Below are 25,543 nucleotides of genomic sequence, written 5' to 3' on the forward strand. Positions count from 1 at the left end.
AAAGTGGGCAGATGTCCTGCCTAGAAGGGCACTTTGTCGAGCTTCTGGAACTTGGCTGAAATATCGCCGGAGAGGTCGATGTTGTCGGGGTCCACTTCCCACGCCGGCGCGCCTTCCGAGAGATCGAATTTGGCGAGGTCGGCCCAAACGACGTTCGGGCTCGTCGTCAGCTCGAAGAAGTATCGCTTGCCGGTGAGGTTGAGGGCCGTGCGGTATTCGGTGTTGTAAATTCCGAAGCCCTTGTACGGCGCGCCGAAGGGGACGGACACGTTGCGCATGATGGCGAGGATCTCGGCGATGGCTTGGCGCTCGCTTTTCGGCTCGCGCAACATCGCCGAGTAGTAGGCCGCGCGCTGGAAGCGATCGACCGGGTTGACGTTGCCGGGGAGGGGCATGTCGCTTCTCGGGTTGGAGAAGTCGACCTTCTGCAAAAGAGCGAGCTGCTGATCGAAGGACGGATCGTTGGTCATGATCCGGTATTCGCTGCCGTGATGCACGACCGGCTTGCCGCCGATGTATTCGATGATTGCGGAGTCGCCGCTCTCGTCTTCGAGGGCGAGATGCACATTCGCTTTGTGCCCGCGCGCTTCGGCCATGACGATCTGGACTTTGTCGAGGAGCGCAAGCGCCTCCGCGACGGTCGCGGCATTGTCGAGCACATACTGCGCCCAGAGGGCGGCTTGAATGCCGGGCTTGGTTGGGTCGCGCTGGCCGAAGTCGGTGGCGTTCAGATAAAGGAGGTGCGCGCCCAATCCGCGTTCGTTGAGACCATCGACCGCGCCGACGCCGTAGATCGTGGTGACGATGCTGCCGTACTTCGACGTCCACTGGGCGGCATTCTCCTTGACGATCACGTCAGCGCCGACTTTGCCGCCGTCGCGCGCGATGCCGCGCGGGAACACGGCGAGTGTGGGCTGGGTGCTCTCCGGCCAGTCCATCGTGCGCCCGCTGACTTTGGCGAGGGAGTTGGTGTTCCAGAACACCCGTGTGCAGGCGAAGGCGTCGGTTGCGGCCAGCAGGGCCATGCTGGTTCCCAGCACCGCGGCGGATATCGCCGAGGCGTGCAGTTTGCGGATCATCGGAGCTCCTGACGAGTGGGACTTGAAGAGGTCCGAAGCTTCGTCTCCTGCGCGTTCCGGAGCAAACGCGCGCGGTCGGGCTGCTTAATAAGCTGCTCTATTGTCTGATATAATTCGATGAGCCTCGGGCGACGCCGGGATGGCGGGATGACGCCGGCCGCCGTCGGCGAACTGCCCTGTCAGTCCCGAAGGAGCGCGGCAATCGTGGCGCGAAGCTCAGCCATGCCGTCGCCCTTTTCGGACGACGTCGTGAGCACGATCGGGAAGGCGGCCGGATGCGACGAGAGATCGCCCTCGGTCTTCGTGCGCACGGCGTCGAGCGCGGGCACGCCGATCTTGTCGGCCTTCGTCAGCACGACCTGATACGGCACCGCGGTCGTATCGAGCATTTTCATGATCTCGCGATCCGGCGTCTTGATGCCGTGACGGCTGTCGATCAGCAGGAACACGCGGCGCAGCGTTGGGCGGCCGCTCAGATAGGCGCGGATCAACTTCGTCCAGGTTTCGACCTTGTCCTTCGGCGCCTTGGCGAATCCGTAGCCCGGCATGTCGACGAGGTAGAGCGGATCGTCGTGGGGGCGAAAGAAGTTCAGCTCCTGCGTGCGGCCGGGCGTGTTGGATGTCCGCGCGAGGCCGCCGTGGCGCACCATCGCGTTGATGAGGCTGGACTTGCCGACGTTGGAGCGGCCGGCAAAGGCAACTTCCGTCCAGCCGTCATCCGGCAGTCCGTCGAGCGCCACCACACCCTTCACGAACTGCCAGGGCCGCAGCACCAAGCGTTCGCCGGCCTCGATGTCGTCAGGCGTGAAGAGTGCGTCGGCGGCGGTCATCCCTTTGGTTCTGACTTCGGGAAGAACAATCGCGTCACAGGAGCGAATGTGCGCTTGAGATTGTCGAAGAGATGAACCGGCACGCCCTGCTTGCTCGAAATGTACCACTGCTGTGCAATCGACAGCACGTTGTTCCAGGCCCAGTAGATGACGAGGCCGGCCGGGAAGGCTCCGAGGAGGAACGTGAACAGCAGGGGCATCCAGCTGAAGATCTGCTGCTGAACCGGGTCCGGCTGCGGCGGATTGAGCTGCATCTGGACCCACATCGTGATGCCCATGATGATCGGCCAAACACCGATGTGCAGATATTCCGGCACCATGAAGGGCAGCAAGCCGAACAGGTTGAAGATCGACGTGGGATCGGCTGACGAGAGGTCGCGGATCCAGCCGAAGAACGGCGCGTGACGCATGTCGATCGAGACGAACAGCACCTTGTAGAGCGCGAAGAAGACCGGGATCTGAACCAAAATGGGCAGACAGCCCGCGAGCGGGTTGATCTTTTCCTTCTGGTAGAGGGCCATCAGCTCCTGCTGCTGCTTGGCCTTGTCGTCCTTGTAGCGTTCGCGCAGCTGCTCCATCTGCGGCTGCAGCTTCTTCATCTTCGCCATGCTCTCGTAGCTCTTGTTGGCGAGCGGGAAGAACAGGCCTTTGACGATCACGGTCACGGCCAGGATGGCGAGACCGAAGTTGCCGAGGATGCCGTAGAGCCAGTCGAGCACGTAATAGAGCGGCTTGGTGATGAAGTAGAACATGCCCCAGTCGACCAGCAGCTCGAACTTCTCGATGCCGTGCTCGACCTCGTAGGCTTCGATCACCTTGACCTGCTTGGCGCCGGCGAACAGCCTGCCTTCGGTCTTGTAGGTCGCGCCGGCGGCAACGGGGACGACGCCAAGCTGGTAGTCGGTCCAGAACACTTCCTGGGAGCCACCGACCGACGGCTGGCCGCGGAAGCTGCCGGCGTAGGTGGCCTTCTGGTCGGGGATCAGGGCCGCGGCCCAGTATTTGTCAGTGATGCCGAGCCAGCCGCCGGTCTTGCCGTCGAAGCTCTTGCCGCCGCCGTCTTCGAGGACGGCCTTGTAGGTGATTTCCTTGAGTCCTGCGTCGCCGGGGACGCCGATCAGGCCTTCATGAATGACGGCGTAGCCCGAGGTGTGGGGCGTGCCGAAGCGGTAGAGGCGCGCGTACGGCGTGAGGACGACGTCGCCCGACGTGGTGTTCTGCACTTCGTCGGAGACGGTCAGCATGTACTGCTTGTCGATGGCGACGACGCGGCGGAACTTGAGGCCCTGGCCGTTGTCCCAGGTCAGCGTGACCGGCGTTTCGGGCGTCAGCTTCGCGCCGGCGGCGGTTTGCCAGACGGTCTCGCTATCCGGCAGCGGCACCTGCGAGCGCGCGGCGCCCTGCCAGCCGTATTCGGCAAAGTAGGCGTGGGGTGCGCCGAGCGGCGAGAACAGCACGACCTTTGGGCTCTTGGGGTCGACGGTCTCGGTGTAGTTGATCAGCCTGAGGTCGTCGATCAGGCCGCCCTTGAGCGAGATCGAGCCGCTCAGAGAGGGCGTCTCGATCGGAATGCGGGCCGCTTTCGACAGCGCCTCTTCGCGGGTGGCCGTCGGCAGGGCGGTCATCGATTGCGCGGGAGAGGTCGTGCTCGGCACGGCCGTGCCGGGTGTGACCGGGGTGGCGGGCGTCTCGGCGCTGCGCGTTGCCTCTTGCTTGGCCGCCTGCTCGCGCCGGGCGTGCTCCTGCTGCTGCTTGATCTGGGGTCCGGCGTAGAACACCTGCCAGCCCAACATCACCGCCATGGAGAGGGCGACGGCAATAAGCAGGTTTTTATTGTCGTCCGGACGCTGGCTCATGAAGACCTCGGATGGCGCGGTGCGGCCGCACGTGTCCCATGGACGGCGGCCCCGCAAATTTCAGCTCGGCTCTCTTACATCCCGCACGGCGGTGCTGGAACGGGTGATTTGAGCGCGGTCCGATGCGCCCCGTCAGGGCGATCGCTCTCTTTTCGTGACCGCCGCAGGGTGATGCACGCGTTGCAATGCGCGTTCAAGGTCTTTCTTGAGGTCAGCAAAGGCCCGATCGAGGGCGGCTAGGCGGGCGACGAGGACGTAGTCGTGGTCGGCGCGGGCGAGGTCCGGGGCAACGAGGCCCACGACGGCCTTCAGCCGGCGGCGTATGCGGTTGCGGACGACGGCGCCGCCGAGTTTTTTGGTGACGGTGAAGCCGAAACGGGGTGCGTTTGCCGCGCCGGGGGGCGGTTGGGTCGCGCCGTTCGCGGTTGGGCCGCCGGTGTCCGGACCGCGCGGGCGGGTTTCCACGACGAATGAGGGCGTCGCAAACCGCGCGCCCCCTCTAAGTCTCAGAAATTCCGAACGTTTCTTGAGCGTTGCAACCGCCACGGCGCCGCCTCCCGATCAACGGGTTCCTGCTGCGCCGAGCGTCGTCAGGCGACTAGGCCGACAGGCGCTTGCGGCCCTTCGAGCGACGGCGCGCGATGACCTTGACGCCACCTGCGGTTGCCATGCGGGCGCGGAATCCGTGCCGGCGCTTGCGCACGAGCTTGCTCGGTTGATAGGTCCGTTTCACGGGAGTACTCCAGTCAAAGCTAAAAGCGAACAGCAACGAGGACGGCGAAATGCGCCATCCAGGGCCGCTCGTGATGAGATGAGCGGCTTATAAGTTGCACGCCGCGGCAAGTCAATTGCGTTGGACCGCAAGATGTTGCCCGCCGTTTTCAGCCCTGTGACCCTGCAACTTTGCGAGACCGGCTTTTAAGGGCGGGACGCGGACGGGTCCAGCCGCCCTAAGCCCTTGCCATGGCGTCGCAGACCGGGGAAAGCTCGGTTAACACGAGCCGGAGCGCATGTTCATGAGCCAATCCCCCCGCTTCACCCCGCAGGCGCAGCGTTCCCTTGAGAACGGAGACCCGGCGCCGTCCCAGACCAAGGGCGACGTGCATGTCGCTGGGGAGCCGCTCGAGACCGATATCTGTGTCATCGGAGCCGGCGCGGGCGGTCTTGCCGTCGCGACGATGGCGGCCGCGTTCGGACGCCGGGTGGTGCTGGTGGAAAAGCAGAAAATGGGCGGCAGCGGGCTGCACGCGAGCTGCGTGCCCGGCAAGGCGCTGATCGCCTCCGCACGGCGGGCGCATGCGATGCGGACGGCGGCGCCGTTCGGAATTTCGCCGGTCGAGCCTCAGATCGACCCCCGCGCGGTGCAGGCGCACGTGCGCGGCGTCGTGTCCACGCTGGCGCCGAACGCCTCCCTCGAGCGGCTGACCGGGCTTGGCGTGCGCGTGATCCTGGGCGCGGGACGTTTTCTCGACAAGCGCACGGTGCTGGCCGGGGATTATCGCATTAGCGCGCGGCGCTTCGTGATCGCCACCGGGTCTTCGCCGACGGTGCCGCCGATCGACGGCCTCGAAGGGTGTCCCTATTACACGGAAGACACGATCGCGGATGTCGACCGCAAGGTGACGCATCTCGTCGTCATCGGCGGCGGGCCGGCCGGTCTCGAGCTGGCGCAGGCGCATCTCCGGCTCGGCGCGCGGGTCACGGTCATCGAGGCCGCGCGCGCGCTCGGCCGCGACGATCCCGAGGCTGCGTCCGTGGTGGTTGCGGCGCTGCGGGCCGAAGGCGTCGACATCCGCGAGGGCACGAAGGTCGAGCGCGTCGAGAAGATGGCGGGCTTCGTGCGCGCGCACGTCTCGACCATCCATGGCTTCGAAACGGTGGACGGGTCTCACCTCGTCATCGCGTTGGGCCGGACGCCCAATCTTTCCGATCTCAATCTTGCCGCTGCCGGCATCAAGCACACGCGGGACGGGATCGCGGTCAACCGGGGCTTCAGAACGTCGAACCGGCGCATCTACGCCATTGGCGACGTGAACGGCAGTGCGCCGTCGAACCATGCCGCGAGCTATCAGGCGGAGATCGTGCTCAAGCGGGCGTTGTTCTGGCTGCCGGCAAAAGCGAACACGGCGATCGTTCCCTCCGTTACGATGACAGATCCGGAATTGGCTCACGTGGGCATGAGCGAGGAGGAGGCGCGGGCGGCGCGGCACCGGGTGCATGTTCTGCGCTGGCCGTTCTCGGAGGTCGACCGGGCGCAGATCGACCGCACGGTCGTCGGCCACGCCAAGATCGTCACGAGCAACACAGGGCGGGTTCTGGGGGCGACGATCGTCGGGCCTGCCGCGAGCGAGCTGATCCAGGTGTGGTCGCTTGCGGTTGCGGAAAAGCTTCACGTCAAGGCGATGGCCGCGCACGTGGCGCCCTATCCGACGCTCGGCGAAGTTTCGAAGCGCGCCGCCGTGCGCCATTTCTCCCAGCTTCCCGGGAGCCCCAAGGCGCGCAAGCTCATCGATCTGCTCGCCCGGTTTGGTTAGCGCCGTGCGCTCGGTATGGTGTGCGCGGTACGCGGCGGCGCATACAAGGCATGGCTCGCCTGCGTCCGATCGGGCGATGGGTGACATCACGGCCCCGAAGTGTCAGAATCGGCCGGGCCTTTCCGGGTCGTGTCCCTTTCCGTGTCGTGTCAAAGCCGGGGCGGAGCGCGAGCCCACGTCTTGGCGCGATCCTGTAACGACAGCGCAGCGTGACAGGCCGCCACTTTCTAGCGAGCAGACCCTTCGACATGGACGAGCGAGTCAACGAGCCGACGGAGAAGAAAGGCACGGCCATCTGGCCGTGGCTCCGGGCTCGTGCGGCTGCGGCGCGGCACGGGTGGCTCGGCATCGGGCTCTCGGCCAAGCTGCTGGTTCTCACGGCTCTGTTCGTCACGCTCGCTGAAATTCTCATCTTTCTGCCGGCCATCGCCAACTACCGGGTCAGCTGGCTCAACGACCGGCTAACGGCGGCGAACGTGGCGGCGCTCGCGGCCGAGGCGGTGCCGGGGCGCACCGTGCCGCCGGCCTTGCGCAACGAGCTTGTGCGGACGGCGCTCGTGCGCGCTGTCGCCATCCGGCGCGGCGGCGCGCGGCGCCTGGTGCTGCCGCCGGTCTCGGAGCTTTCGATCGACGAGCATTTCGATTTGCGCGAACCGACCGATCTGACGCTTACGCAGGAGCTTTCGATCCGCCTGTCGCAGATCGGCGATGCCGTCTCGGTGTTCTTCGCGCCCGACGACCGGGTGATCCGGATCGTCGGACTGCTCGGGCCGCGGTACGACGACGTCATCGAGGTGGTGCTGCCCGAGGAGACGCTGAAGCGGGCGATGGTCCGCTACGGCATGAACATCGTCTACCTCTCGATCATGATCTCGTTGATCACGGCGGCGCTGGTTTATTTCGCGATCAGCGCGCTGCTCGTGCGGCCGATGATGCGCATCTCGCGCAACATGCTGAGCTTCGGAGAGAACCCCGAGGATTCGAGCCGCATCATCACGCCGTCCGGCCGGGCCGATGAGATCGGCATCGCGGAGCGTGAGCTTGCGCACATGCAGCGTCAGCTGACGCAGGCGCTGTTTCAGAAGACCCGACTGGCGCAGCTCGGGCTCGCCGTCAGCAAGATCAGCCACGATCTGCGCAACATGCTGGCGAACGCGCAGCTCATCTCGGATCGCCTGACGACGATTCCCGATCCGACGGTGCAGCAGTTTGCGCCCAAGCTGATCGCGTCGCTCGATCGCGCCATCAATTTCTGCAACACGTCGTTGCGGTTCGGGCGCGCGGAGGAAGCGGAGCCGCGCCGCGATCTGATGCGCCTCAAGCCCCTTCTCGACGAGGTGGCGGAAGGTCTCGGCCTCAGCCGCGACGGAAAAATCGCGTGGATCGTCGACGTGGACGACCAGCTTCTGATCGATGCCGACCATGAGCACCTGTTCCGCGTCTTGAGCAATCTCACGCGGAATGCGGTGCAGGCCATCGAAAGCAAGAGCGATCACGACAAGTCGGACGAAATACGGGTGAAGGCCTGGCGCGACGGACGCCGGGTGTTCATCGAAATCTCCGACACGGGTCCGGGTGTGCCGGAGCGCGCGCGCGAAACTTTGTTCCGTCCGTTCCAGGGCACGACGCGCAAGGACGGCTCGGGTCTCGGGCTCGCCATCGCGTCGGAGCTGGTCGGCGTGCACGGCGGCAAGCTCGAACTGGTCGACACCGGTCTCGGCGCGGCCTTCCGGTTCGATATCCCCGACCGGGCGGTGCGTTGAGCTTTGGGTTCGACTGGCTGGCCGCTTTACCAATCCGCGCCCGCGTTTTGCCCGAAAGCAGGCGCGTTGTTCAGCTTTCTGTCAGGTGAGACCGCTATGGCCGCCGTCAACGTCGTAAACAACGGGTGCGATGAGAATTCTACTGATCGAGGATGAGCCGCTGCTGGGCGAGGCCGTGGCCGCGCATCTGCATAAGCTCCATGCCGTCGACTGGATGCAGTCGCTCGATGCCGCCTCGGAAGCCATGCGCACCGTGGACTACGATCTGGTGCTCCTCGATCTCAACTTGCCCGACGGGCATGGCCTCGATCTCCTGACCTCGGTCCGGAAGTCTGGACAGGCTGTCCCCATCATCATCATTACGGCCCGCGACCAGGTGCGGGATCGTATCCAGGGCCTCAACGCGGGCGCGGACGATTATGTGCTGAAGCCGTTCGACCTCGACGAGTTGTCGGCGCGGATCCATTCGGTCCAGCGCCGGGCGATTGCGACCGCTGGCCCGCAGCAGACCATCGGGGATATCGTGATCGATCAGGCGGCGCGCCGGATTTCGAAAGGTGGCGTTGAAGTCTCGCTGACAGCGCGCGAATGGGCGGTGCTGGAGTGCTTCACGAATCGGCTGGGCGCTACCATCTCGAAGGCCAAGCTTGAGGAAGTCTTGGCCGCGTTCGGAGCGGAGATCGAGAGCAACGCGGTGGAGGTTTACGTCAGCCGTCTCCGCAAGAAGCTCGGCAGCGAAGCCATTCGCACCTTGCGCGGGCTCGGCTACCGGATGGACCGCTAACCCATGACGCGGTGGACCATCAGGCAACGTCTCGTCAAAACGCTCATCGGTCTCGTTGCCGTGCTTTGGATTTCCGGCGTGACGATTGCCGGCCTCACGGTCCGGCACGAACTCGACGAAGTTTTTGACAGCGCGTTGCGCGAGACGACCGGACAGATCATTCCCGTCGCGTTGCACCAATACAAGCTGATGGGTTCGGGCGCCATCGATGCAAAGGTCGGGCACGGCCGGACGACCTCGTTCCAGGCCAGCCGCGGTCACGTGCATTACTATCTGCAGGACGCCGACGGGGCCGTGCTGGTCGCGTCGGATGACGCACCGGGAACGCCTCCGCCTGGCTCGCTGAGCGACGGCTTTCGCAACAGCAACGGGTTTCGCTACTACTCGAAGTTCCTGCGCCAGGACAATGTGCGCATCGTGGTCGCGCAAGAGCTGAAAGAACGCCACGAAGCGGTGGTCGGGCTGTGGCTTGGGCTCGCGTCTCCGTTGCTCGCGCTGCTGCCGCTCGCGCTGTTCGCCATTCTACGCACGGTGAACCGGGCGACCGAGCCACTGGCCCAGGTGTCGCGCGAGCTCGCGGCGCGCGGCGGCGACCATCTCGAACCGCTCGATGGCGCGGGCCTGCCGGGAGAGCTCACGTCGGTCATCGATGCCGCCAACACGCTGATGGAGCGGCTCAAGGCGGCCATCGCGTCGGAGCGGGCGTTCGCGGCCAATGCCGCCCACGAGCTGCGCAATCCGATCGCGTCCGCGCGGGCGCAAATTCAATTGCTGGCGGCCAATCTCAAGGGCACATCCGACAGCGCGCGGGCGGAGAATGTCGCCTCCCAACTCGGCCAGTTGGGACGGCGCGTCGAGAAGCTGCTGCAGATGGCGCGCACGCAGGCGGGACTTGGCCACGGGCGGGAGCGGAGCGATTTGTCCGCCATCACCGGGATGATCGTCGACGAGTATGCGTGGCGTCCCGATGTCGGCGAGCGTCTGTTGCTGGATACGCCCATGGAGTCGCCGTGCTGGGTGGCCATGGATCAGGATGCGCTCGCGATCGTACTGCGGAACGTCATCGAGAATGCCGTGCATCATGGCGACCGCGACGCGCCGATCGCCGTGAGGGTGGGGTCCGACCATAGCGTGCGCGTCACCAACGGCTGCCCGGCTATCCCGCCCGACGTGCTCGCGGGACTCAAGAAGCGGTTTCGGCGCGGAGGCGCGCCCGGCAGTCCCGGCGACGGCCTCGGCCTCGCGATCGTGGATGCTCTGATGCGGCAGGCGGGCGCAGAATTCGAGATGACATCGCCGGCCGAGGGGCAGGCCGATGGTTTCGAGATCGGTCTCAAGTTTCCGGGCGCGGTCTAGCTCCTGACGCAGACTGCGATGACGCAGACTGCGATCTCGACGCTGAATGCGCTCGTTAGCTCGAGGATGCCGTGGATATGAGCGGTGTCGCGTGTTGCACCACCCAAAGGATGTTGGTCGAGCCGTCCACGACATCGCGGGCGATGGCAAAACCGCAGGCCATCAGCGCGAGGCCGGCAAAAATCAGAAACGTTTCGAAGCTGCGCTTGCCGCTGCGCTGATAGATCAGCGTCACGCCGCCAGCTGCAATCATCGAGACGGCCAGCGTTACCAAAGGAAGCGTCATGGGGCCCTCAACGGTCTTTTGTGCGCTCACCATGACCGCTCAACATGAAAGTAACCTGACAGCGAATTGATAGCCGCGCCAAAAGGGTGGGGAGGATCGACGAGGAGCACGGCGGTTATCGGCGCCGTGCCGTTCAACCATCGGAGTTTTTGCCGGGATGGACGTGGGCGGACGGCAGGCATGCGCGCGGCGTCAAGGCTCGCTTCGCGGAGTGGTGCGGCGAACGCTCAGCAGTGTTTGCGCATCACAGGCTTGACGGGGCGGCCGACGAGGTACCTGTCGACACCGACGTCCAACGCCTGGCGATAGATTTCGAGAGCGCCATGCGCGGCCTCGATCGTGCGATCGACATCGGCGTCGGTGTGCGTATAGCTGACGATGAACGACGGCGCGAGCAGGCCGCGTTTCAATGCTTCCTGGATGAAGAGCGTGCGGAACGGCTGGGACGGCTGTTTTTGCCGATCGCGCGTTCCGTAGACCATGCACCAGGGCTTGCCGAGCAGCGAGAAGTGGCCGTCGAGCCCGAGTTCCGCGATCGATTTCGTCACGCCGGCTGCCAGCCGCTCGCCCTGGCGGCGCAGCGTGTCGACGACCGGCTGTTCGCGGTAGATCCGCATCACTTCGAGGGCGGCTGCGAGGCCGTGACTTTCCGCGCCGTGGGTCGTCGAGACGAGGAAGACGCGTTCCCGGTCATGATCGATGCCGCCGAGGCGCATGATCTCCCGTTTGCCGACAAGCGCCGATATCGAGAACCCGTTGCCGAGCGCTTTGCCGAAGGTCGAGAGATCGGGATCGATATCGTAGTAGGCCTGAGCGCCGCCGTTGTGCCACCGGAAGCCCGTGATCATTTCGTCGAGAATGAAAACGGCGCCATTCGCTTTGCAGAGCTTTTGCGTCTCGTGGAGAAAGCCGTCCACGGGGTCTGTTTCCTTCGCGGCCTCAAGGATGACGCAGGCGATTTCGCCGGGGTATTGGGCGAACAGGTCGCGGACGCTTTGGATATCGTTGTACTGGAATTTGACGGTGAGGTCGCTGACCGCGCGCGGGATGCCGGCTGCGATGGCGGTCGTGCCCATGAACCAGTCATCGGTCGAGAAAAACGGCTGGCTGCCGCAGATGGCGACGCGGTCGCGGCCGGTATAGGCGCGCGACAAGCGGATCGCGGCGCTGGTGGCGTCGGAGCCGTTCTTTCCGAATTTGACCATGTCGCCGCGCTTGATCATGCCCAGCAAGGCTTCCGCGCATTCGAGTTCGATCACAGCGGGGCGGGTAAAGTTCGAGCCCAATGCCATCTGCCGCTGGGCCGCCTCGACGACCGGCGGGTAGGCGTGGCCAAGCGATACGGATCTGAGGCCCATGCCGTATTCGATGAACTCGTTGCCGTCGGCATCCCAAACGCGGCAGCCTTTTCCCCGGACGATGTAGGGGGGCATGAACTCCGGATACTGGTCGTCACCCTTGGCGTAGGTGTGAGAGCCGCCGGGAATGATCTCGTGAAACCGCTTCTGCAGCCGAAGCGAGGCATCGAACGCGGGATCGCAATCAACTGCAGGGTGCGCAATCGAAGCGTCCAAACGCGGTCTAGAAAGAGGGCTGGTCATGTTTAGCCCGAATGTTATTCCCGCCGAAAACATTATTGGCGTTTCCAATCTTAGGTTTTTGAAAACTCAAACATCAACCCTTTCCAACCCCTCAGTATTTTTGAGGCAAGCGATGTTAAATGGAATTCAATTAAGCATTCTGTGCCTGTTTTCTGGCCTTGCGCGCGATCGCGGCCGAGCGGCGATGCGCGATCGCAATTCCCATCTGACGTAGCGCAGAGGGAGTACCCACAAAGGTGATCGCACCCTCTAAGAAAACCCAATACCGCCCGTACCGCATCGCGGCATCATTCGCGTGATGGGGTCGCGATCTCGCTGGCGACGCTTGCGGCAATCGCTCGGGGCTTATGGTCCTAGCCCCCCTCCGACGTCTTGGGTGCAACGGCTTGGGGAGATTGAAGGGCGTGGCGCAAATGAACGCGAAGGTGCTTGCTGCCATCATCGCCCCACCTCACCTTTCGGTCAGCGGGGGCGCCGGGGCAGGCGAAAGGCTGAGTCGATCCCTGGCGGGCCACGTCGACATCACCGTCGCGAGCATGTTGAACGGAACGGGTGAGGTGCAGCCCGTCGACGACGGAGAGGGGTTCCGCCGTGTGCACGTGGAAACCCAGTTGCCGCCGTTTCTCTCCAGCTCCGCAATTCCGAACCGTTACAAATCGCTTTTTTACCGGTCCAACATTCCGGAAATCATTGCGGACGGCGACTATGACCTGGTCCACATCCACAATCCGATGCCGGCGCTCGAAATGGAGCGTGTCGCGAATGTCTGCCGGCAGCGCGGCATTCCCTATGTCGTCTCGGCGCACGGTTTCAACGAAGTCGAGAACGGGGTTCGGGTCTACGGGTTCAATTCCATCCAGAGCATGGTCTGGGACCAGTACATGGTCAAACCGGTCCGTCGCGTCGTGGAGGGGGCCGATGCGATCTTCGCGCTGACGCCGGCCGATTTTCCGTTCGTTCGCGCCTGCGGCTTTCGCGGTCCGGAGCTGATCGTCGTGCCGGCAGGCGTTCCTATGCCCGAGCCCGGCGATGCCGGGACGGATTTTGCCGCCCTCACCCGGTGCGGCATTCCCCCGGAGCGGACGCCGGGCCAAATCACCTGCATGTTTCTGGCCAACCACACGCCGAACAAGGGGCTTCCCGTCTTGTTCGAGGCGTTCGCCAAGCTCGACATTCCGTATCTGCTGATCGTCGGAGGAGAGCGCCGGCCCGGCGTGGATTATGACGGCGCGATGAGCCGGTGCGGGCCGAACCAGCGGATCATCGTCACCGGCTTTCTCGACGATGACCAGGTCGACGCCTGCTTCCGCCGCGCCGACCTGTTCGTCTTCCCGACGCTCGCCGAAACGTTCGGCATTGTCGTTCTGCAGGCCATGTCGCAAGGGCTTCCGGTCGTCGCCAGCCGGGTCGGCGGCATTCCGTTTTTTCTGAAGGAAAGCTGCGGCCAGTTGGTCGATCCGGGTGATGCCGAACAGCTGGCGAGAACGGTCGAGGACCTCGCCGGCAATCCAGAGCGCTGCCAAGCCATGGGCGAATGCGGGCGCGCCGAAGCCGCCAAATACACTTGGGACAGCGCCGCCGTGACCGCCGCCGAGAGCTACGAGCGCGTTCTCAAGAAGGCGAAAAGCACCTCGCACACCGCTCCGCCGCCGCGCAAAACGCCCGGCGACCGGGGCGACCTCAGGGCGCGCGCCAGCGATGTGGGGTCGAAGATCCGGTCGTCTCAGCATGTCCAGAACGCGTTCCATACGCTCGTGGACCAGGGCATCGTGAGCCTTGGAAATTTCGTTCTGCAGATCGTGCTGGCCCGGTATCTGATCCCGGCCGACTACGGCTACTTCGCGCTTTTGATGACGCTGTTCTTCCTCGTCCAGCATGTCCATCTGTCGCTGGTGCTCTATCCACTGACGTTGCGGGTCGCGGGCCGGGAGACCAAGGATCCGTCGCGGCTGATTTCGACCAGCATCGCGGTGGTGGTGGCCTCAAGCACCCTTTATGCGCTTGCGATCGGCGGCGGCCTCGCCGTGCTCGGCCGCGGTGATCTGCTGTGGGCGTCCGCCGCGTTCCTCATCGTGTGGCAAACACAGGATGCCATGCGCCAATCGCTCATGGCCAGTTTGCGGCACCGGGACGCGGTCTGGGGCGATGCGGTCTGCTACCTCGGCCAGGCCGCGGCCATCGCGCTGCTGGTTCACTACAACCACCTCACGCTGCCGAACGCGTTCCTCGCCATGGCGGCGGCGTGCTTCGCGGCGATGTTGGTGCATGGCCTCGTGCTGCGCCTGTCGCGGCCCTCGCTGCGGCTCGCGCGCGAGAACGTCTCCTACTTCTGGCACATGGGACGCTGGGCCTTTCTGAACGGATCGGTCATCCAGGTCCGCACCCACATGTTCACCTGGGCGCTCGTCGGATTTGGCGGAACGGCCGCGGCCGGTGCCTATCAGGCGGCCATGAACATCGCGAATTTCACCAATCCCGTCATTTTCGGCATGAGCAACATCATCGCGCCCATCGCGGCCAGGACGCTTAAGGAGAGCGGCCTGAGCGCAAGCTGGCAGGCGGCACGCACGTACTTCCTGATTGGCGCGCCGCTCATCTTCGGCTACTGCGCCATCGTGTTTGCGGTGCCCTATGTCTTCCTGCACCTCTGCTACAGCGCGGACTCGCCGTACCTGCATCTGGATACGGTGGTGCGGCTGGTCGTTCTCGCCGCGGCCGTGAACTTCCTGGCTGAGATGACGAGCACGTTCCTGCTCGGCATCTCGCGCGGCAACAGCGCGCTCCTCATGAACTCGATGGCGATTGCGGCGGCCTTCCTGATGCTGCCGCTGGTCGGAGCGTGGGGCGTGACAGGCGCCGCGGTCGCGCTCACGGTGGCCAACAGCGTCAGGCTGATCGGGTCATTCTTTGCCTTGAGAACCGCGACGACGGAACAGGCCGGCCCCCCCATGCACCTCAGGGCGCCGGCCGAGTGAGCGCTCGCGTCACGCGGGAGACGCGAGACGCGGCGGGGTTTTTACCCTGAAGGCCACGCATTCGAAGCCCAGCTCGAAGATCTGCTCCGTCTCGAGGCCGGTGCGCTCCGTGTATTCCTTGAACGCGCGGCGTTCGCCGTGCAGGTCCGACCGGCCCATGTCGTTGAAGTCGTCGAACACGAGAATGGAGCCCGGGACGAGCCGGGGGCCGAGGAAGTTGAGAACCGGCACGCACGATTCATAGACCACGACGTCGATCACGGCGATGGAGACTGGATCGAACGTCACGCGCGACGAGAGTTCGGAGAAGAACGGGTCCGAGTAGAACCCTTTGTGGAGCTGGATCCGGCTCCAGTCGGCGCCGAAGCGGGTGAGGTTGTCGCGCACGCGGTTGTAGCCGGCGGTCAGGTCGCCGCGGCCGAAAAACCGTGCATCGACCCGCGTCTCGGGCAGCCCCTGGAACGAGTCGAAGCCGTGAAACTGGAAGTCCTTGGGTGTGCGGCCGCGCGAAATCTGCTCCGCGAACCACAGGCTGTAGCCGCGAAACACGCCGAACTCGTAATAGGCGCGGCCTTCAAAATCGGTCTGCTCCTCGAGCGCGCGCACGACCGCGACGAGCAGGTCGGGTGAAAGGCTGTGAAAGCCGGTTTCGACGTTTGCCTGGATCCACCGCTTGATCGGACGGGCGACGCCCATCCGTTTGGCGATGCCGGTCAAGTTGGCGATTGCGGTCATGGCGGCGGCCCTCGTTGGGTTCTGGGAGTTTTCCCCGCTCGGCACAGAATGGCGACGAGACGCCCGGTGGCGCCAACTATGCTTGTTGCGCAACGGGGGGCCGGTCAATTGCTCACAAGCATGCGCGGTCTACCCCTTTCGGGACATATTAACCGTCATTGCTCCTAACGCGCAGTGGCGGGGAAACGCGGAGTTTGTCACCAATTCGTAAGCACGCGGATTGTCCAATTAGAGCGTGTGCGCGTTCGCCAGGTTGTCCATGTTCAGCGATGCCCGATCGATTGCCAGCGGCTCGGTTCTCGAGGCCGACATTTGCGTCATCGGCGCTGGTGCTGCCGGAATTACGCTCTGCCGCGAGTTCATCGGCCGGCGCGAGAAGATCATTCTCCTCGAAGGCGGCGGCACGGAGTTCAGCGTGTCGCTCAAGGCGCTGCCGTCGATCTTTCGCCGGCACGTGCTGGAGGAGCAGGCGCTCGCGGGCGGCAACAATACGGGCGAAGCTTACTATCCACTCCGGTTCACGCGCGTCCGGTCGTTCGGCGGATCGTCCCTGGCGTGGCAAGGCCATGGCCTCCAGGCGCGCCCGCTCGACGCCGTCGATTTCGAGGCGCGCGACACGCTGCCGTTGCACGGCTGGCCGTTCTCGCGGGGCGATCTCGACCCCTACTATCGGCGCGCGCAGACGATCTGCAATCTCGGGCCGTACGCGTATGGCGCCGAGGCCTGGGAAAACGGCGGGCACGGACACCGGCTGCCCCTCGATCGTAGCGTCGTCGCGTCCGAGGTCGTTCAGTTCGGCCGGAAGAGCAGCTTCGACCGGTATCAGAACGAGCTCTCCAGCTCGAACAACGTCGATGTGATCGTGCACGCCACGGCTGTCGAACTCTCCGGCAAAACCGGAGGCGTCGAGCATGTCGCGTGCGCGACGCTCGAGGGCAATCATTTCAACGTGCGCGCCGGTACGGTCATCCTTGCGGCCGGCGGGATCGAGAACGCGCGTCTCCTGCTGGTCTCGAAGGCTGCGAACCCGCGCGGGCTCGGCAACGAGCACGACCTCGTCGGCCGTTATTTCATGGAGCATCTCGACGTCGAGGCGGGCTTCCTGCTGCCTTCAGAGACGTTCGATCGCAAGCTTCCGGCGTTCTATCTCCGCCAGAATGGGGGCGACTCCTACGATTTCCAGGCCATGCTGCGGCTCTCGGACGAGGTCATTGTCCGGGAAGGGCTGCTCAACTCGGTCATGCGGATCAGGCCGACCTATCCGTCCGCCATGCGCCCGGCCCTGCGGTCCGCCCGTGTCATTCGCCGGGCCGTGCACTTCGGGGTCCCGGTTCCTGGCCTCTTGGGGCATGCCGCGCGCATCGCGGCGGGAGCCCGGGACGTGGTCAGCCATCAGCTCGATAAACGGCGCGGGAGGCGAGCGGACATCCTGCGCATCGACGTCATGGCCGAGCAGGCGCCGAACCCGGAGTCGCGCGTGAGGCTCGGACGCAAACGAGACCGCCTCGGTCTGCCCGTCACAGAACTCGACTGGCGCTGGACCGAACAGGACCTCTACTCGCTCCGCCGCACGCTCGAGATCTTCGCGGAGGCGTTCCGCCAATCCGGCCTGGGCACGCTTGAGACGATGCTCAATCCCGGTGCACCGGCACCAGCCGTTTTCGGCAACTGGCACCATCTCGGCACCACGCGCATGCATCGCGACCCGGCCAAGGGCGTGGTCGACGAGCATTGCCAGGTTCACGGGGTGCCCAATCTCTTCCTCGCGGGCAGCTCCGTCTTTCCGACCGGCGGCTATGCGAACCCGACCCTCACGATCGTGGCGCTCGCGTTGCGGCTCGCGGACCGGCTGAAATCCGGCTCCTACGCGCCGAGTGCCGCACCGTAATGGCCGTCGCGGGGAGATTTGAAAGGCGCGCGTGAGCTGTCGCCGGCGCCGAAGTGGCGGGCCTGCTCGGCGCGCAGCTGATCGCAGAGGCGCCCTTCGGGCAGCGCGACATCGGCATAGCCGATCGCGGTGTCCTTCGGCAGATCGCGCAGGACGCGGCATCCTTCCGCCACGCCCATCGGGAGCAGGTCTTCCGAGGTGAACGCCTTCGCGTTTTCGATCACGCCGTAGGTCGTGTAGCCGCCGATTTCGTCGATGATCTGGCCGGCCTTGAGATCGCGTTTGGCCACGGCCGCCACCTCGCACAGGGGCGCGCCAAGGGGCGCAACGGTGGCGTCGTTATAGAGCACGGCATGCGCGATGGTCGATGCGATCTGGATGTGCGGCAGGTGATACGGCACGTAGAACGCGTAGAACGGACCATCGCCCAGCTTGAAATAGGCCAGCTCCTTCTGCTTCTTCGGATTGTCCTCGTGAACGAGCACGAAAGCGCCCGTGTACGGCGCGGCCCCGAGCGCATAGTCCACGAGGCCGCCCGAGAGAAGCTGATCGGCCGGGAGCTTGCCGACCATCTCCGAGACGTGGGCGCATTTGGGGCCGTACATGCCTCGTTGCCCGACGCCAAATCCGCTCGCATTCGCCAGCACCGCGCATTCCATGGCCAGTTTCGTGCCGTCGGCAAACGAGGTTACCTTGGGGGCGCTCTGGCCGTATTTCTCGGCAAACTCGCGCTGGGTCTCCGGCGTCCGATAGTGGTCGATCATGCCCTTCATATTGCCGGCGGCGACGGGGCGCAGTCCGATCGACTTCAGATAGCGGATCAGGGTCATGGCGACACCAGGCTCGTCGCCGTCGGTATTCGTCATGACGACGCCGGCCTTGCGGGCGTACTCGGCGAGGATCGGACCGACGGTGCTATCGACCTCGGCGTTCACCAGGATGATGTGCTTGCCGTGCCGGATGGCGTCGAGGGCGACAGACGCACCGTGCTCCACGGCGCCGGTGACCTCGATGATCACGTCGATGTTGCCCGCAGCGCAGAGCAGCGCGGGATCGTCCACCACGCAGTAGGCGCCGCGCTCGATGCAGCGCTCGACTTGCCCGACATCATCCGCCCGGCTGACCTCCTCCACGCCCGCGTTGCTGTAGGCGAGCACGGCCCTGTCGATCGAACGATTTGCGATCGCGGCCAAGCGGATGCCGGGGACGGGCGTCAGCAGCTGGACGGAAATCATCCGCCCGGTCGTGCCCGCGCCCACCATGGCCACCTGAATTGGCCGACCATCGCGGTGGAGACCCGCCAGGGCCGCGTCGATATTCACCATCGTTTTGCTCCGGGCTAGGTTACGGCAAACGCTCGGTCATCTACCCGATCCCCGAGATTGGGCCAGGCTTGGTCGCCCGCCGAAATGATGCTGACGGGTAACGGCCAAGTGATGCGGAGCTTGGGGTCGAGGTAATGGATGCCGCGCGCGGCGGAGGACGCGAAAGGCGCGGACGTGAGATAGGAAATCTCGGAGTCGTCCACGAGTGTCTGGTAGCCGTGGGCGCAGCCCTCTGGCACGCACAGCGACAGGCCGTTCTCGGGCGTCAGTTCCACGCCGAACCAGCGTCCGTAGGTCGTCGAGTCCGGGCGGAGGTCCGCCACGACGTCGAACACCCGGCCGCGCGTGCAGCGCACGACCTTGCATTCCTCGTGGGGATAGGCCTGGAAGTGGAGACCGCGAAGCGTGCCCTTCTTCGAGCTGTAGCCGACGTTGATTTGCAGCATGTGCGTCGGCAGGCCCTGGCGGGCGAATTCGTCACTGCACCAGATGCGAGCAAAATGCCCCCGATCGTCCCGGATCGCGACCGGCTCGATCAAGAAGGCATCGGCGACGCTGGTTTCAATGAAGTTCATGAGAACCGTGCTTCCTTGTCCCGACGCTCCGTCGTGTCCGGCTGCTGGGCCGGCTGCCGGCGCTAGGTGTGGGGATGCGTGTCATTGTGGTGCTCGCCGAAGTGATCGCTGCCGTTGCGCGCGCGGTAGATGGAGCAGGCACGCTCCGGCGAGCGGTAGCCGTTGATCAGCCAGGGCATCTTGCCGTTTTCGACCAGGTCTTCGAGCGCCTGTCGGTCCTTCAAAGTGTCCATGCCGCGCCAGAAGCCGTCGTGCTTGATGGCCATGATTTTGTCTTCGGCGATGAGGCGGCGGAACGGCTCCTCGACGAGTTCCTCGCCCTCACGCATGTAGTCGAAGATTTCGGGCCGCAGGATGAAGAAGCCGCCGTTGATCCAAAGGTTGCGATCCTTAACGCTGCGGATGGAGCGAACCTCGCCGTTGTTGCCGATGTCGGCAAAGTGAACGCTGACGTGGGGGCGTACGGCTAGGAAGCAGGCGAGCTTGTTGCTGCGCCGGAACTGCTCGATCATCGACGACAGGTCGACATCCGAAAGGCCATCGCTGTAGTTGGCGAGGAACATCTCCTCGTCTTCGACCATGTGCCGCACGGCCCACAGCCGCTCGCCGATGCACCGCCAGACGCCCGTATCGATCAGCGCGACGCGCCAATCGTCGTTGGCGTCGTCCAGCATATCCACCTGCTTGCCGGAATCGGAGATCACGCAATCGCCGAAGGTCTGCGGGCGATAGTTGAGGAAGAAATCCTTAATGACGTTGGCCTTGTAGCCGAGGCACAGGACGAAATCGCGGTGGCCGTACTGCATGTAATATTTCATCAAGTGCAGAAGGACCGGTCCGTTGCCGATGGGGATCATCGGTTTCGGCACGCTTTCGAAGTTCTCCCGGATCCTCGTGCCGAGCCCACCGCAGAACAGCACAACCTTCATGGAAACGCCTCCGAATTTAGCCGTGCTGCACGCTGGCGACGGATATGCGTGGCGGGCGTGCGAACGCTAGAGCCTGCCTGACAATCCGGCAGTGTTCGCCCCGAGAGCAAGGCACCGTAGGTGGTACCCACTTATGGCCGGAGCGCATTTTGCGGGGCATTTGCCCTTCGTCTTGGACATTGACCCCGATGTAGCCGCCGCCCAGTGTTTGGCGATGCCGACTGTTGGCGATGTCGTTCGATCAGAGATGGGGGCGCGTATGGCGGGTCTGTTTCAACCTGCACTCTCGGCCGGAATGGCGCGGCTCAGGCCGGCGCCGACCGATCGAGCGGGCCTGCCGCAATCCGCGGACGAGGTCGTTCATGACGATCTTCTAAACCTCTGCGATAGCCTATCGGATGAGCTGGATCAGATGGCCGGCAAGCCGCTGCTGATCACCGGCGGCGCCGGCTTTTTGGGCTACTACCTCGTGCTGACCATCGCCGCCTTCAACGCCCATGCGGACAAGGGCAGACGGGTCCGCCTTACGGTGTTCGACAATTTCTCGCGGGGCATGCCCGGATGGCTGGCGGACCTGCGCGGGCAGGAGGCCATCGATATCGTGGCGCACGACCTGCGCCATCCGCTGCCGGATCTCAAGGAAGAGTTCGCGTACGTCGTCCACGGCGCGTCCATTGCGTCTCCGACCTACTATCGCAAAGATCCGATCGCGACGATGGACTCCAACGTCAACGGCCTGCGGACGCTGCTGGACTATGCGCTGGCGCAAAAAGAGAAGGGCCAGCCGCTCGATGGCTTCCTGTTCTTCTCTTCGAGCGAGATCTACGGAGATCCCGAGCCGGCGTTCATTCCGACCGACGAGACTTATGCGGGCCGCGTGTCCTGCACGGGTCCGCGCGCGTGTTACGACGAAGGCAAGCGCTATGGCGAGACGCTTTGCGTCAACTTCGCCAGGCAGCATGGCATTGCCGTCAAACAGGCGCGTCCGTTCAACAACTACGGCCCCGGTCTCAAGATCACCGACGGGCGTCTCATTCCAGATTTCGCGCGCGATATCCTCGCCGGGCGGGACATCGTCATGCTGTCCGACGGCGCGCCGACGCGGACGTTCTGCTATTCGGCCGATGCCGTCTCCGGCTACTTCAAGGTGCTGGTCCGCGGCCGCCCGGGCGAGGGCTACAACATCGGTTGCGACAAGCCCGAGATCAGCGTCGCCGACCTGGCCCAGGAAATGATCGCGATCGCGAAGGACCTGTTCGGCTATTCCGGGCAGGTCGTTCGCCAGAAGAGCCACGACGGCGATTACCTGATCGACAACCCGAACCGGCGCTGCCCCATCATCGACAAGGCGCGTACGGAACTCGATTACGCGCCGAGAGTGCCTCTGCGTGAAGGCTTGCGACGCTCCCTGTTGTGGTACAGCGCCAACGCCGAAGCGGAGGCGAAATGAACGTTTCGATCGTCGGCTCGGGATATGTGGGGTTGGTGACCGCGGCCTGTCTGGCCGAGCACGGCCACAGGGTCGTCTGCGTCGACCAGGACGCAAGTAAGGTCGCGGCCATCACTGCCGGCCGCTGCCCGATCTACGAAAAGGATCTGCCGGAGCTTGTCGCAAAGCATAGCGGCGGCGCGCTCACGGCCACATCTTCGCTGGAAGAGGCGATCCGAGAGAGCGAGATCACGCTGATCGCCGTGCCGACGCCGTTCGACGGCCGGGACATCGACCTCAGCTACGTGGCGACGGCCGCGCGCCAGATCGGCCAGGTTCTGCGCACCAAAGATGCCTATCACGTGGTGGTCGTAAAGAGCACCGTCGTTCCCGGCACGACGGATAAGGTCGTCGGACCGGAGGTCGCCGGAGCCTCGGGCAAGGCGGCGGGGACCGGCTTCGGGCTCGGCATGAACCCCGAATTCCTGTCCGAAGGGGCGGCCGTCGAGGACTTCATGCGTCCGGACCGGATCGTGCTCGGCGGCATCGACGAGCGCACGCACGACGCGCTTGCCGGGCTCTATCGGTCGTTTGCGGGAATTCCCGTGCTGCGCACCACGAATTCCACCGCGGAGATGATCAAGTACGGGTCCAATGCGCTGCAGGCGACGATGATCTCGCTGGCCAACGAGCTTGCCAACATCTGCGAGCGGCTGGACGGCGTCGATGCCATCGAGGTGATGCGCGGCGTGCATGCCATGAAGGAACTCAACGTCGAAACCGAGACGGGTCGGCAGGCCGCCGCCATCACGAAATTCCTGCTGCCGGGCTGCGGGTTCGGCGGGAGCTGCTTCCCGAAGGACCTCAAGGCGATCACGGCCTTTGGCGAGCATCTCGGAGTCAAGGTTCCCATTCTGCGCTCGGTGATCGAGGTCAATGCCGGGCGCGCGGTGCGGCTGGTCGAAACCGCGGAGAATGAGCTCGGCAATCTCGACGGACGCCGGATTGCGGTGCTTGGGCTCGCGTTCAAGCCCGGCACCGACGACATGCGCGAGGCGCCCAGCATTGAGATCGTGCGCGAACTGCAGCGCCGTGGCGCGGACGTGATCGCCTTCGATCCGGTCGCATCCGACGAAGCCCGCAAGGTCTTCAATGGCTCGCCGCCCACGTTCGCCGGGTCTGTCGGTCAGGCCGTCGAGCAGGCCGAAGCCATCCTGGTGGTCACGCCTTGGCCGGAATTTTCTGATCTTCCCCAAATGCTGTCTGGGCGCCGCCCTGCCCCTGTTGTCGTCGACGGCAGGCGGTTTCTCAAGCCTTCGTCTGTGGCCCGCTATCGGGGCATCGGTCTTACCGTGTAGGCGCGATCCATGAAGGCCTTGATCGACTTTTCGGGCGTCAGACGCCTTCTCTGTCTCGGCGCGCACAGCGATGACATCGAGATCGGCGCCGGCGGCACGGTCATGCATCTGGTCGATGCCAATCCTGCGCTCGAAGTCCGGTGGGTTGTTTTCGGCGCCGAGGATCCGGCGCGATCCAAGGAAGCCCGGCGTTCGGCGGGCATTTTTCTTGCCGGCGTCTCGCGGAGCGAAGTGACGATCTGCGGGTTCCGCGATGGCTTCCTCCCGTTCCAGGGGGAGCAGGTCAAGGAGAAGTTCGAGGAGATCAAGGAAAGCTTCGAGCCGGATCTCATCCTCACCCACCACGACGACGACAGGCATCAGGACCATCGGCTCGTCTCCCAACTGACCTGGAACACGTGGAGAAATCATCCGATTCTCGAGTACGAAATCTTCAAGTACGACGGGGATATCGGCCGGCCGAACGTGTTCGTGCCACTGACCGAGGATTGCTGCCGGCAGAAAATCTCACAGCTGTTCGAGGGCTTCCCATCGCAGGCCAAGCGGCAATGGTTCACGGACGACGTGTTCTGGGCGCTGCTCAGGCTGCGCGGCGTCGAGTGCAATTCTCCGTCCCGCTTCGCGGAAGCCTTCTATGCCCGCAAGCTGATGGCCTGACGGCCGGTTGGCAGCCGCAAACTCGCTAGGGAAGCGGGCGCTAGGCGAGCGGGGGCTTGGTCCGCGGCTCGAATCCGAACCTGCGCCACACCAGCTCCTGCGTACCGAGGACCACGAATGCAGGGATGGTGACCGCATACCGCTTCCACAGGCGGCGCGGCTCGCACATGAGGCGGTAGACCCACTCGAGCCCACTCTTTTGCATCCAGAGCGGTGCGCGGGGAATGTCGCCTGCGTTGATGTCGAACGCAGCTCCCACGCCGACCATCGTCACGCCGCCGAGCTTGCCGTTGTGCTCGTTCATCCAAAGGTCCTGCTTGGGCGTACTCAGGCTGACCCACACGAAATCCGGCTTCGCGGCCCGGATTTGCGCAATGTGGTCTGCGTTTTCCGCGGTGGTGAGCGGGCGGAACGGAGGAGACAAGGTGCCGACGATCTCGATGCCAGGATAAAGCTCGTTCAGGCGTTTCGACAGCGTTTCGAGGACGGCCGGCGATGCGCCGTAGAAGAAGTGGCGCCACTTGCGCTCGACGCCGTAGCGGCACGCGGCGGGCAAAAGGTCGATGCCGCAGACCCGCGAGATCGGCGATTTGCCGGCCAGGCGCGCCATCCAGACGAACGGCATTCCGTCCGGCAGCACCAGGTCGGCGTTCTCCTGGGCGATGGCCACATTACGCTCGCGCCGGGCTTTCATGGCGCCGTGCACATCGCGCAGAAGAACAATGCGGTCACGCCCGGAGCCAACCCAACTGTCGAAGATTGAGAGTACGCGCTCCATCGTCACGAGGGAGACCGGGGCGCCGACGATGCGAATGGCGGGAGCGGCGGGCTTCGGCGCAATGCTCACCACTTTCTCTCCGGCGATGAGATTGGGACGCCATGTCTTTGCGAAGTCGTTCATGGCCCGTCTGGCCTTTCTGATGTTGGGTTACTCGAATGCCCGGGGGTCGCCTTTGAGCGCGCCTTCGAAAAAGGCGAGCGTGCGCCTGAGGCGCGCTTCAAGGGCGGCCGGCGGCTCCCTCGACAGACGTGCGCTGGGGGAGGAGTCCACGCGCCGCAACTGGGGATGGAGCCGCTCGACTTCGAACTTCGGATGGGCGGTTAAGCCCTCGAACAGGCGCTTCGCACGGAGCTGGGAGCCGGTCATTGCGGTGCCGCGTACGACGGGATGGCGTCTGCCCATGTCATTCCCTCGACAGTCCCGGGACCGACAGTCCCGGACGCGAAGTCTTCGCCACAGGATGTCTTCATCACGGGAAGTCATTCATCGCTGGAAGTCTGGGCCAGGTTCGCGCCTGCGGGTCATGCGCATTCGGGGCAAGGCGGCTGACGGAACCGGATGTGCTCCGGCCCAATGGTGTGCGTAGGTGGTAATCCTTCTTGGCCAGAACCCATCCTGATTGTCCCCGCGGATTTCGCTAGGCGCGCCTATGATCCAAGGTCTCGAGGTTGTTAGAACTGCCTTGATATCCGCGCCATAGCCGTGCGCTCGAACAAGGGTGGTTGTCATGAGTAAGAGCTTCGTTTTCGTGACTCGGCCGCAAGCCCCGCGGCCCACTGCACCAGGCCTCCGGCCCACCGCG

At 64.5% G+C, this 25,543-nt stretch carries 23 protein-coding genes; 10 read left to right on the plus strand and 13 right to left on the minus strand.

The window, feature by feature from the left end; translation table 11 throughout:
• Positions 1-20: 20 nt before the first annotated feature.
• The 5 genes from ACTIFK_RS11380 to rpmH form a co-directional block, all read right to left on the minus strand.
• Positions 21-1,079 carry a linear amide C-N hydrolase gene (locus ACTIFK_RS11380; RefSeq protein WP_439543188.1) on the minus strand — a complete coding sequence of 353 codons (1,059 nt, stop codon included), beginning with the start codon at positions 1,077-1,079 and terminating at the stop codon, positions 21-23.
• Between the two features lie 179 nt (positions 1,080-1,258).
• Complete coding sequence (gene yihA, locus ACTIFK_RS11385; RefSeq protein ID WP_439543189.1) at positions 1,259-1,909, minus strand: ribosome biogenesis GTP-binding protein YihA/YsxC; 651 nt, start codon at positions 1,907-1,909, stop codon at positions 1,259-1,261.
• A complete protein-coding gene (yidC, locus tag ACTIFK_RS11390; RefSeq protein WP_439543190.1) occupies positions 1,906-3,765 on the minus strand; it encodes a membrane protein insertase YidC in 1,860 nt (619 codons plus the stop codon). The genes yihA and yidC overlap by 4 nt, the downstream gene beginning before the upstream one ends.
• A gap of 132 nt (positions 3,766-3,897) precedes the next feature.
• Entirely contained in the window at positions 3,898-4,311 is a 414-nt protein-coding gene (gene rnpA, locus ACTIFK_RS11395) for a ribonuclease P protein component (protein ID WP_439543191.1), read from the minus strand.
• Between the two features lie 52 nt (positions 4,312-4,363).
• Positions 4,364-4,498 carry a 50S ribosomal protein L34 gene (gene rpmH, locus ACTIFK_RS11400; RefSeq protein ID WP_291153660.1) on the minus strand — a complete coding sequence of 45 codons (135 nt, stop codon included), beginning with the start codon at positions 4,496-4,498 and terminating at the stop codon, positions 4,364-4,366.
• A gap of 283 nt (positions 4,499-4,781) precedes the next feature.
• Between rpmH and ACTIFK_RS11405 the strand changes: the two genes are divergently transcribed.
• The 4 genes from ACTIFK_RS11405 (at position 4,782) to ACTIFK_RS11420 (ending at position 10,202) form a co-directional block, all read left to right on the plus strand.
• Positions 4,782-6,299: a dihydrolipoyl dehydrogenase family protein gene (locus ACTIFK_RS11405; RefSeq protein ID WP_439543192.1), complete on the plus strand. Its 1,518-nt coding sequence runs from the start codon at positions 4,782-4,784 to the stop codon at positions 6,297-6,299.
• 248 nt (positions 6,300-6,547) lie between these two features.
• Positions 6,548-8,062 (plus strand): sensor histidine kinase, encoded by a 1,515-nt coding sequence (locus tag ACTIFK_RS11410; RefSeq protein WP_439543193.1) that lies wholly within the window; start codon positions 6,548-6,550, stop codon positions 8,060-8,062.
• Positions 8,063-8,192: 130 nt separating this feature from the next.
• A complete protein-coding gene (locus tag ACTIFK_RS11415) occupies positions 8,193-8,846 on the plus strand; it encodes a response regulator transcription factor (protein WP_439543194.1) in 654 nt (217 codons plus the stop codon).
• Between the two features lie 3 nt (positions 8,847-8,849).
• Positions 8,850-10,202 (plus strand): sensor histidine kinase, encoded by a 1,353-nt coding sequence (locus ACTIFK_RS11420; protein WP_439543195.1) that lies wholly within the window; start codon positions 8,850-8,852, stop codon positions 10,200-10,202.
• Between the two features lie 55 nt (positions 10,203-10,257).
• Here the strand turns inward: ACTIFK_RS11420 and ACTIFK_RS11425 are convergent, their stop codons facing one another.
• Both ACTIFK_RS11425 and ACTIFK_RS11430 read right to left on the minus strand, forming a co-directional pair.
• Positions 10,258-10,488 carry a hypothetical protein gene (locus tag ACTIFK_RS11425; protein WP_439543196.1) on the minus strand — a complete coding sequence of 77 codons (231 nt, stop codon included), beginning with the start codon at positions 10,486-10,488 and terminating at the stop codon, positions 10,258-10,260.
• Between the two features lie 227 nt (positions 10,489-10,715).
• Positions 10,716-12,089: a glutamate-1-semialdehyde 2,1-aminomutase gene (locus tag ACTIFK_RS11430; protein WP_439543197.1), complete on the minus strand. Its 1,374-nt coding sequence runs from the start codon at positions 12,087-12,089 to the stop codon at positions 10,716-10,718.
• Between ACTIFK_RS11430 and ACTIFK_RS11435 the strand changes: the two genes are divergently transcribed.
• The gene (locus ACTIFK_RS11435) at positions 12,088-12,303 is read left to right on the plus strand and encodes a hypothetical protein (RefSeq protein ID WP_439543198.1); all 216 of its coding nucleotides are present in this window, start codon (positions 12,088-12,090) and stop codon (positions 12,301-12,303) included. The genes ACTIFK_RS11430 and ACTIFK_RS11435 overlap by 2 nt on opposite strands.
• 199 nt (positions 12,304-12,502) lie before the next feature.
• Positions 12,503-15,064 (plus strand): glycosyltransferase, encoded by a 2,562-nt coding sequence (locus ACTIFK_RS11440; RefSeq protein ID WP_439543333.1) that lies wholly within the window; start codon positions 12,503-12,505, stop codon positions 15,062-15,064.
• A gap of 9 nt (positions 15,065-15,073) precedes the next feature.
• Here the strand turns inward: ACTIFK_RS11440 and ACTIFK_RS11445 are convergent, their stop codons facing one another.
• Positions 15,074-15,799 (minus strand): TylF/MycF/NovP-related O-methyltransferase, encoded by a 726-nt coding sequence (locus ACTIFK_RS11445; RefSeq protein ID WP_439543199.1) that lies wholly within the window; start codon positions 15,797-15,799, stop codon positions 15,074-15,076.
• Between the two features lie 259 nt (positions 15,800-16,058).
• Between ACTIFK_RS11445 and ACTIFK_RS11450 the strand changes: the two genes are divergently transcribed.
• The gene (locus ACTIFK_RS11450; protein ID WP_439543200.1) at positions 16,059-17,687 is read left to right on the plus strand and encodes a GMC oxidoreductase; all 1,629 of its coding nucleotides are present in this window, start codon (positions 16,059-16,061) and stop codon (positions 17,685-17,687) included.
• Here ACTIFK_RS11450 and ACTIFK_RS11455 read toward each other — a convergent pair.
• From ACTIFK_RS11455 to ACTIFK_RS11465, 3 genes are all read right to left on the minus strand, one after another.
• Positions 17,663-19,012, minus strand: a complete 1,350-nt coding sequence (locus tag ACTIFK_RS11455) for an NAD(P)H-dependent oxidoreductase (RefSeq protein WP_439543201.1) — start codon at positions 19,010-19,012, stop codon at positions 17,663-17,665. The genes ACTIFK_RS11450 and ACTIFK_RS11455 overlap by 25 nt on opposite strands.
• A gap of 14 nt (positions 19,013-19,026) precedes the next feature.
• Positions 19,027-19,587, minus strand: a complete 561-nt coding sequence (gene rfbC, locus ACTIFK_RS11460) for a dTDP-4-dehydrorhamnose 3,5-epimerase (RefSeq protein WP_439543202.1) — start codon at positions 19,585-19,587, stop codon at positions 19,027-19,029.
• 62 nt (positions 19,588-19,649) lie between these two features.
• A complete protein-coding gene (locus tag ACTIFK_RS11465) occupies positions 19,650-20,516 on the minus strand; it encodes a glucose-1-phosphate cytidylyltransferase (RefSeq protein WP_439543203.1) in 867 nt (288 codons plus the stop codon).
• 259 nt (positions 20,517-20,775) lie between these two features.
• Between ACTIFK_RS11465 and ACTIFK_RS11470 the strand changes: the two genes are divergently transcribed.
• The 3 genes from ACTIFK_RS11470 to ACTIFK_RS11480 are packed head-to-tail and all read left to right on the plus strand — an operon-like array spanning position 20,776 to position 23,960.
• Complete coding sequence (locus tag ACTIFK_RS11470; protein WP_439543204.1) at positions 20,776-21,966, plus strand: NAD-dependent epimerase/dehydratase family protein; 1,191 nt, start codon at positions 20,776-20,778, stop codon at positions 21,964-21,966.
• Entirely contained in the window at positions 21,963-23,303 is a 1,341-nt protein-coding gene (locus ACTIFK_RS11475; protein ID WP_439543205.1) for a UDP-glucose dehydrogenase family protein, read from the plus strand. Before ACTIFK_RS11470 ends, ACTIFK_RS11475 begins: the two co-directional genes overlap by 4 nt.
• Before the next feature lie 9 nt (positions 23,304-23,312).
• Positions 23,313-23,960 (plus strand): PIG-L deacetylase family protein, encoded by a 648-nt coding sequence (locus ACTIFK_RS11480; RefSeq protein WP_439543206.1) that lies wholly within the window; start codon positions 23,313-23,315, stop codon positions 23,958-23,960.
• Positions 23,961-24,000: 40 nt separating this feature from the next.
• Here the strand turns inward: ACTIFK_RS11480 and ACTIFK_RS11485 are convergent, their stop codons facing one another.
• The gene (locus ACTIFK_RS11485) at positions 24,001-24,861 is read right to left on the minus strand and encodes a WecB/TagA/CpsF family glycosyltransferase (RefSeq protein ID WP_439543207.1); all 861 of its coding nucleotides are present in this window, start codon (positions 24,859-24,861) and stop codon (positions 24,001-24,003) included.
• Between the two features lie 27 nt (positions 24,862-24,888).
• Positions 24,889-25,143, minus strand: coding sequence for a hypothetical protein (locus ACTIFK_RS11490; protein WP_439543208.1), 255 nt, complete (start codon positions 25,141-25,143; stop codon positions 24,889-24,891).
• Positions 25,144-25,543: the final 400 nt, after the last annotated feature.

Origin of the sequence: Hyphomicrobium sp. (assembly GCF_051860585.1) — a bacterium.
Classification (GTDB): domain Bacteria; phylum Pseudomonadota; class Alphaproteobacteria; order Rhizobiales; family Hyphomicrobiaceae; genus Hyphomicrobium_C.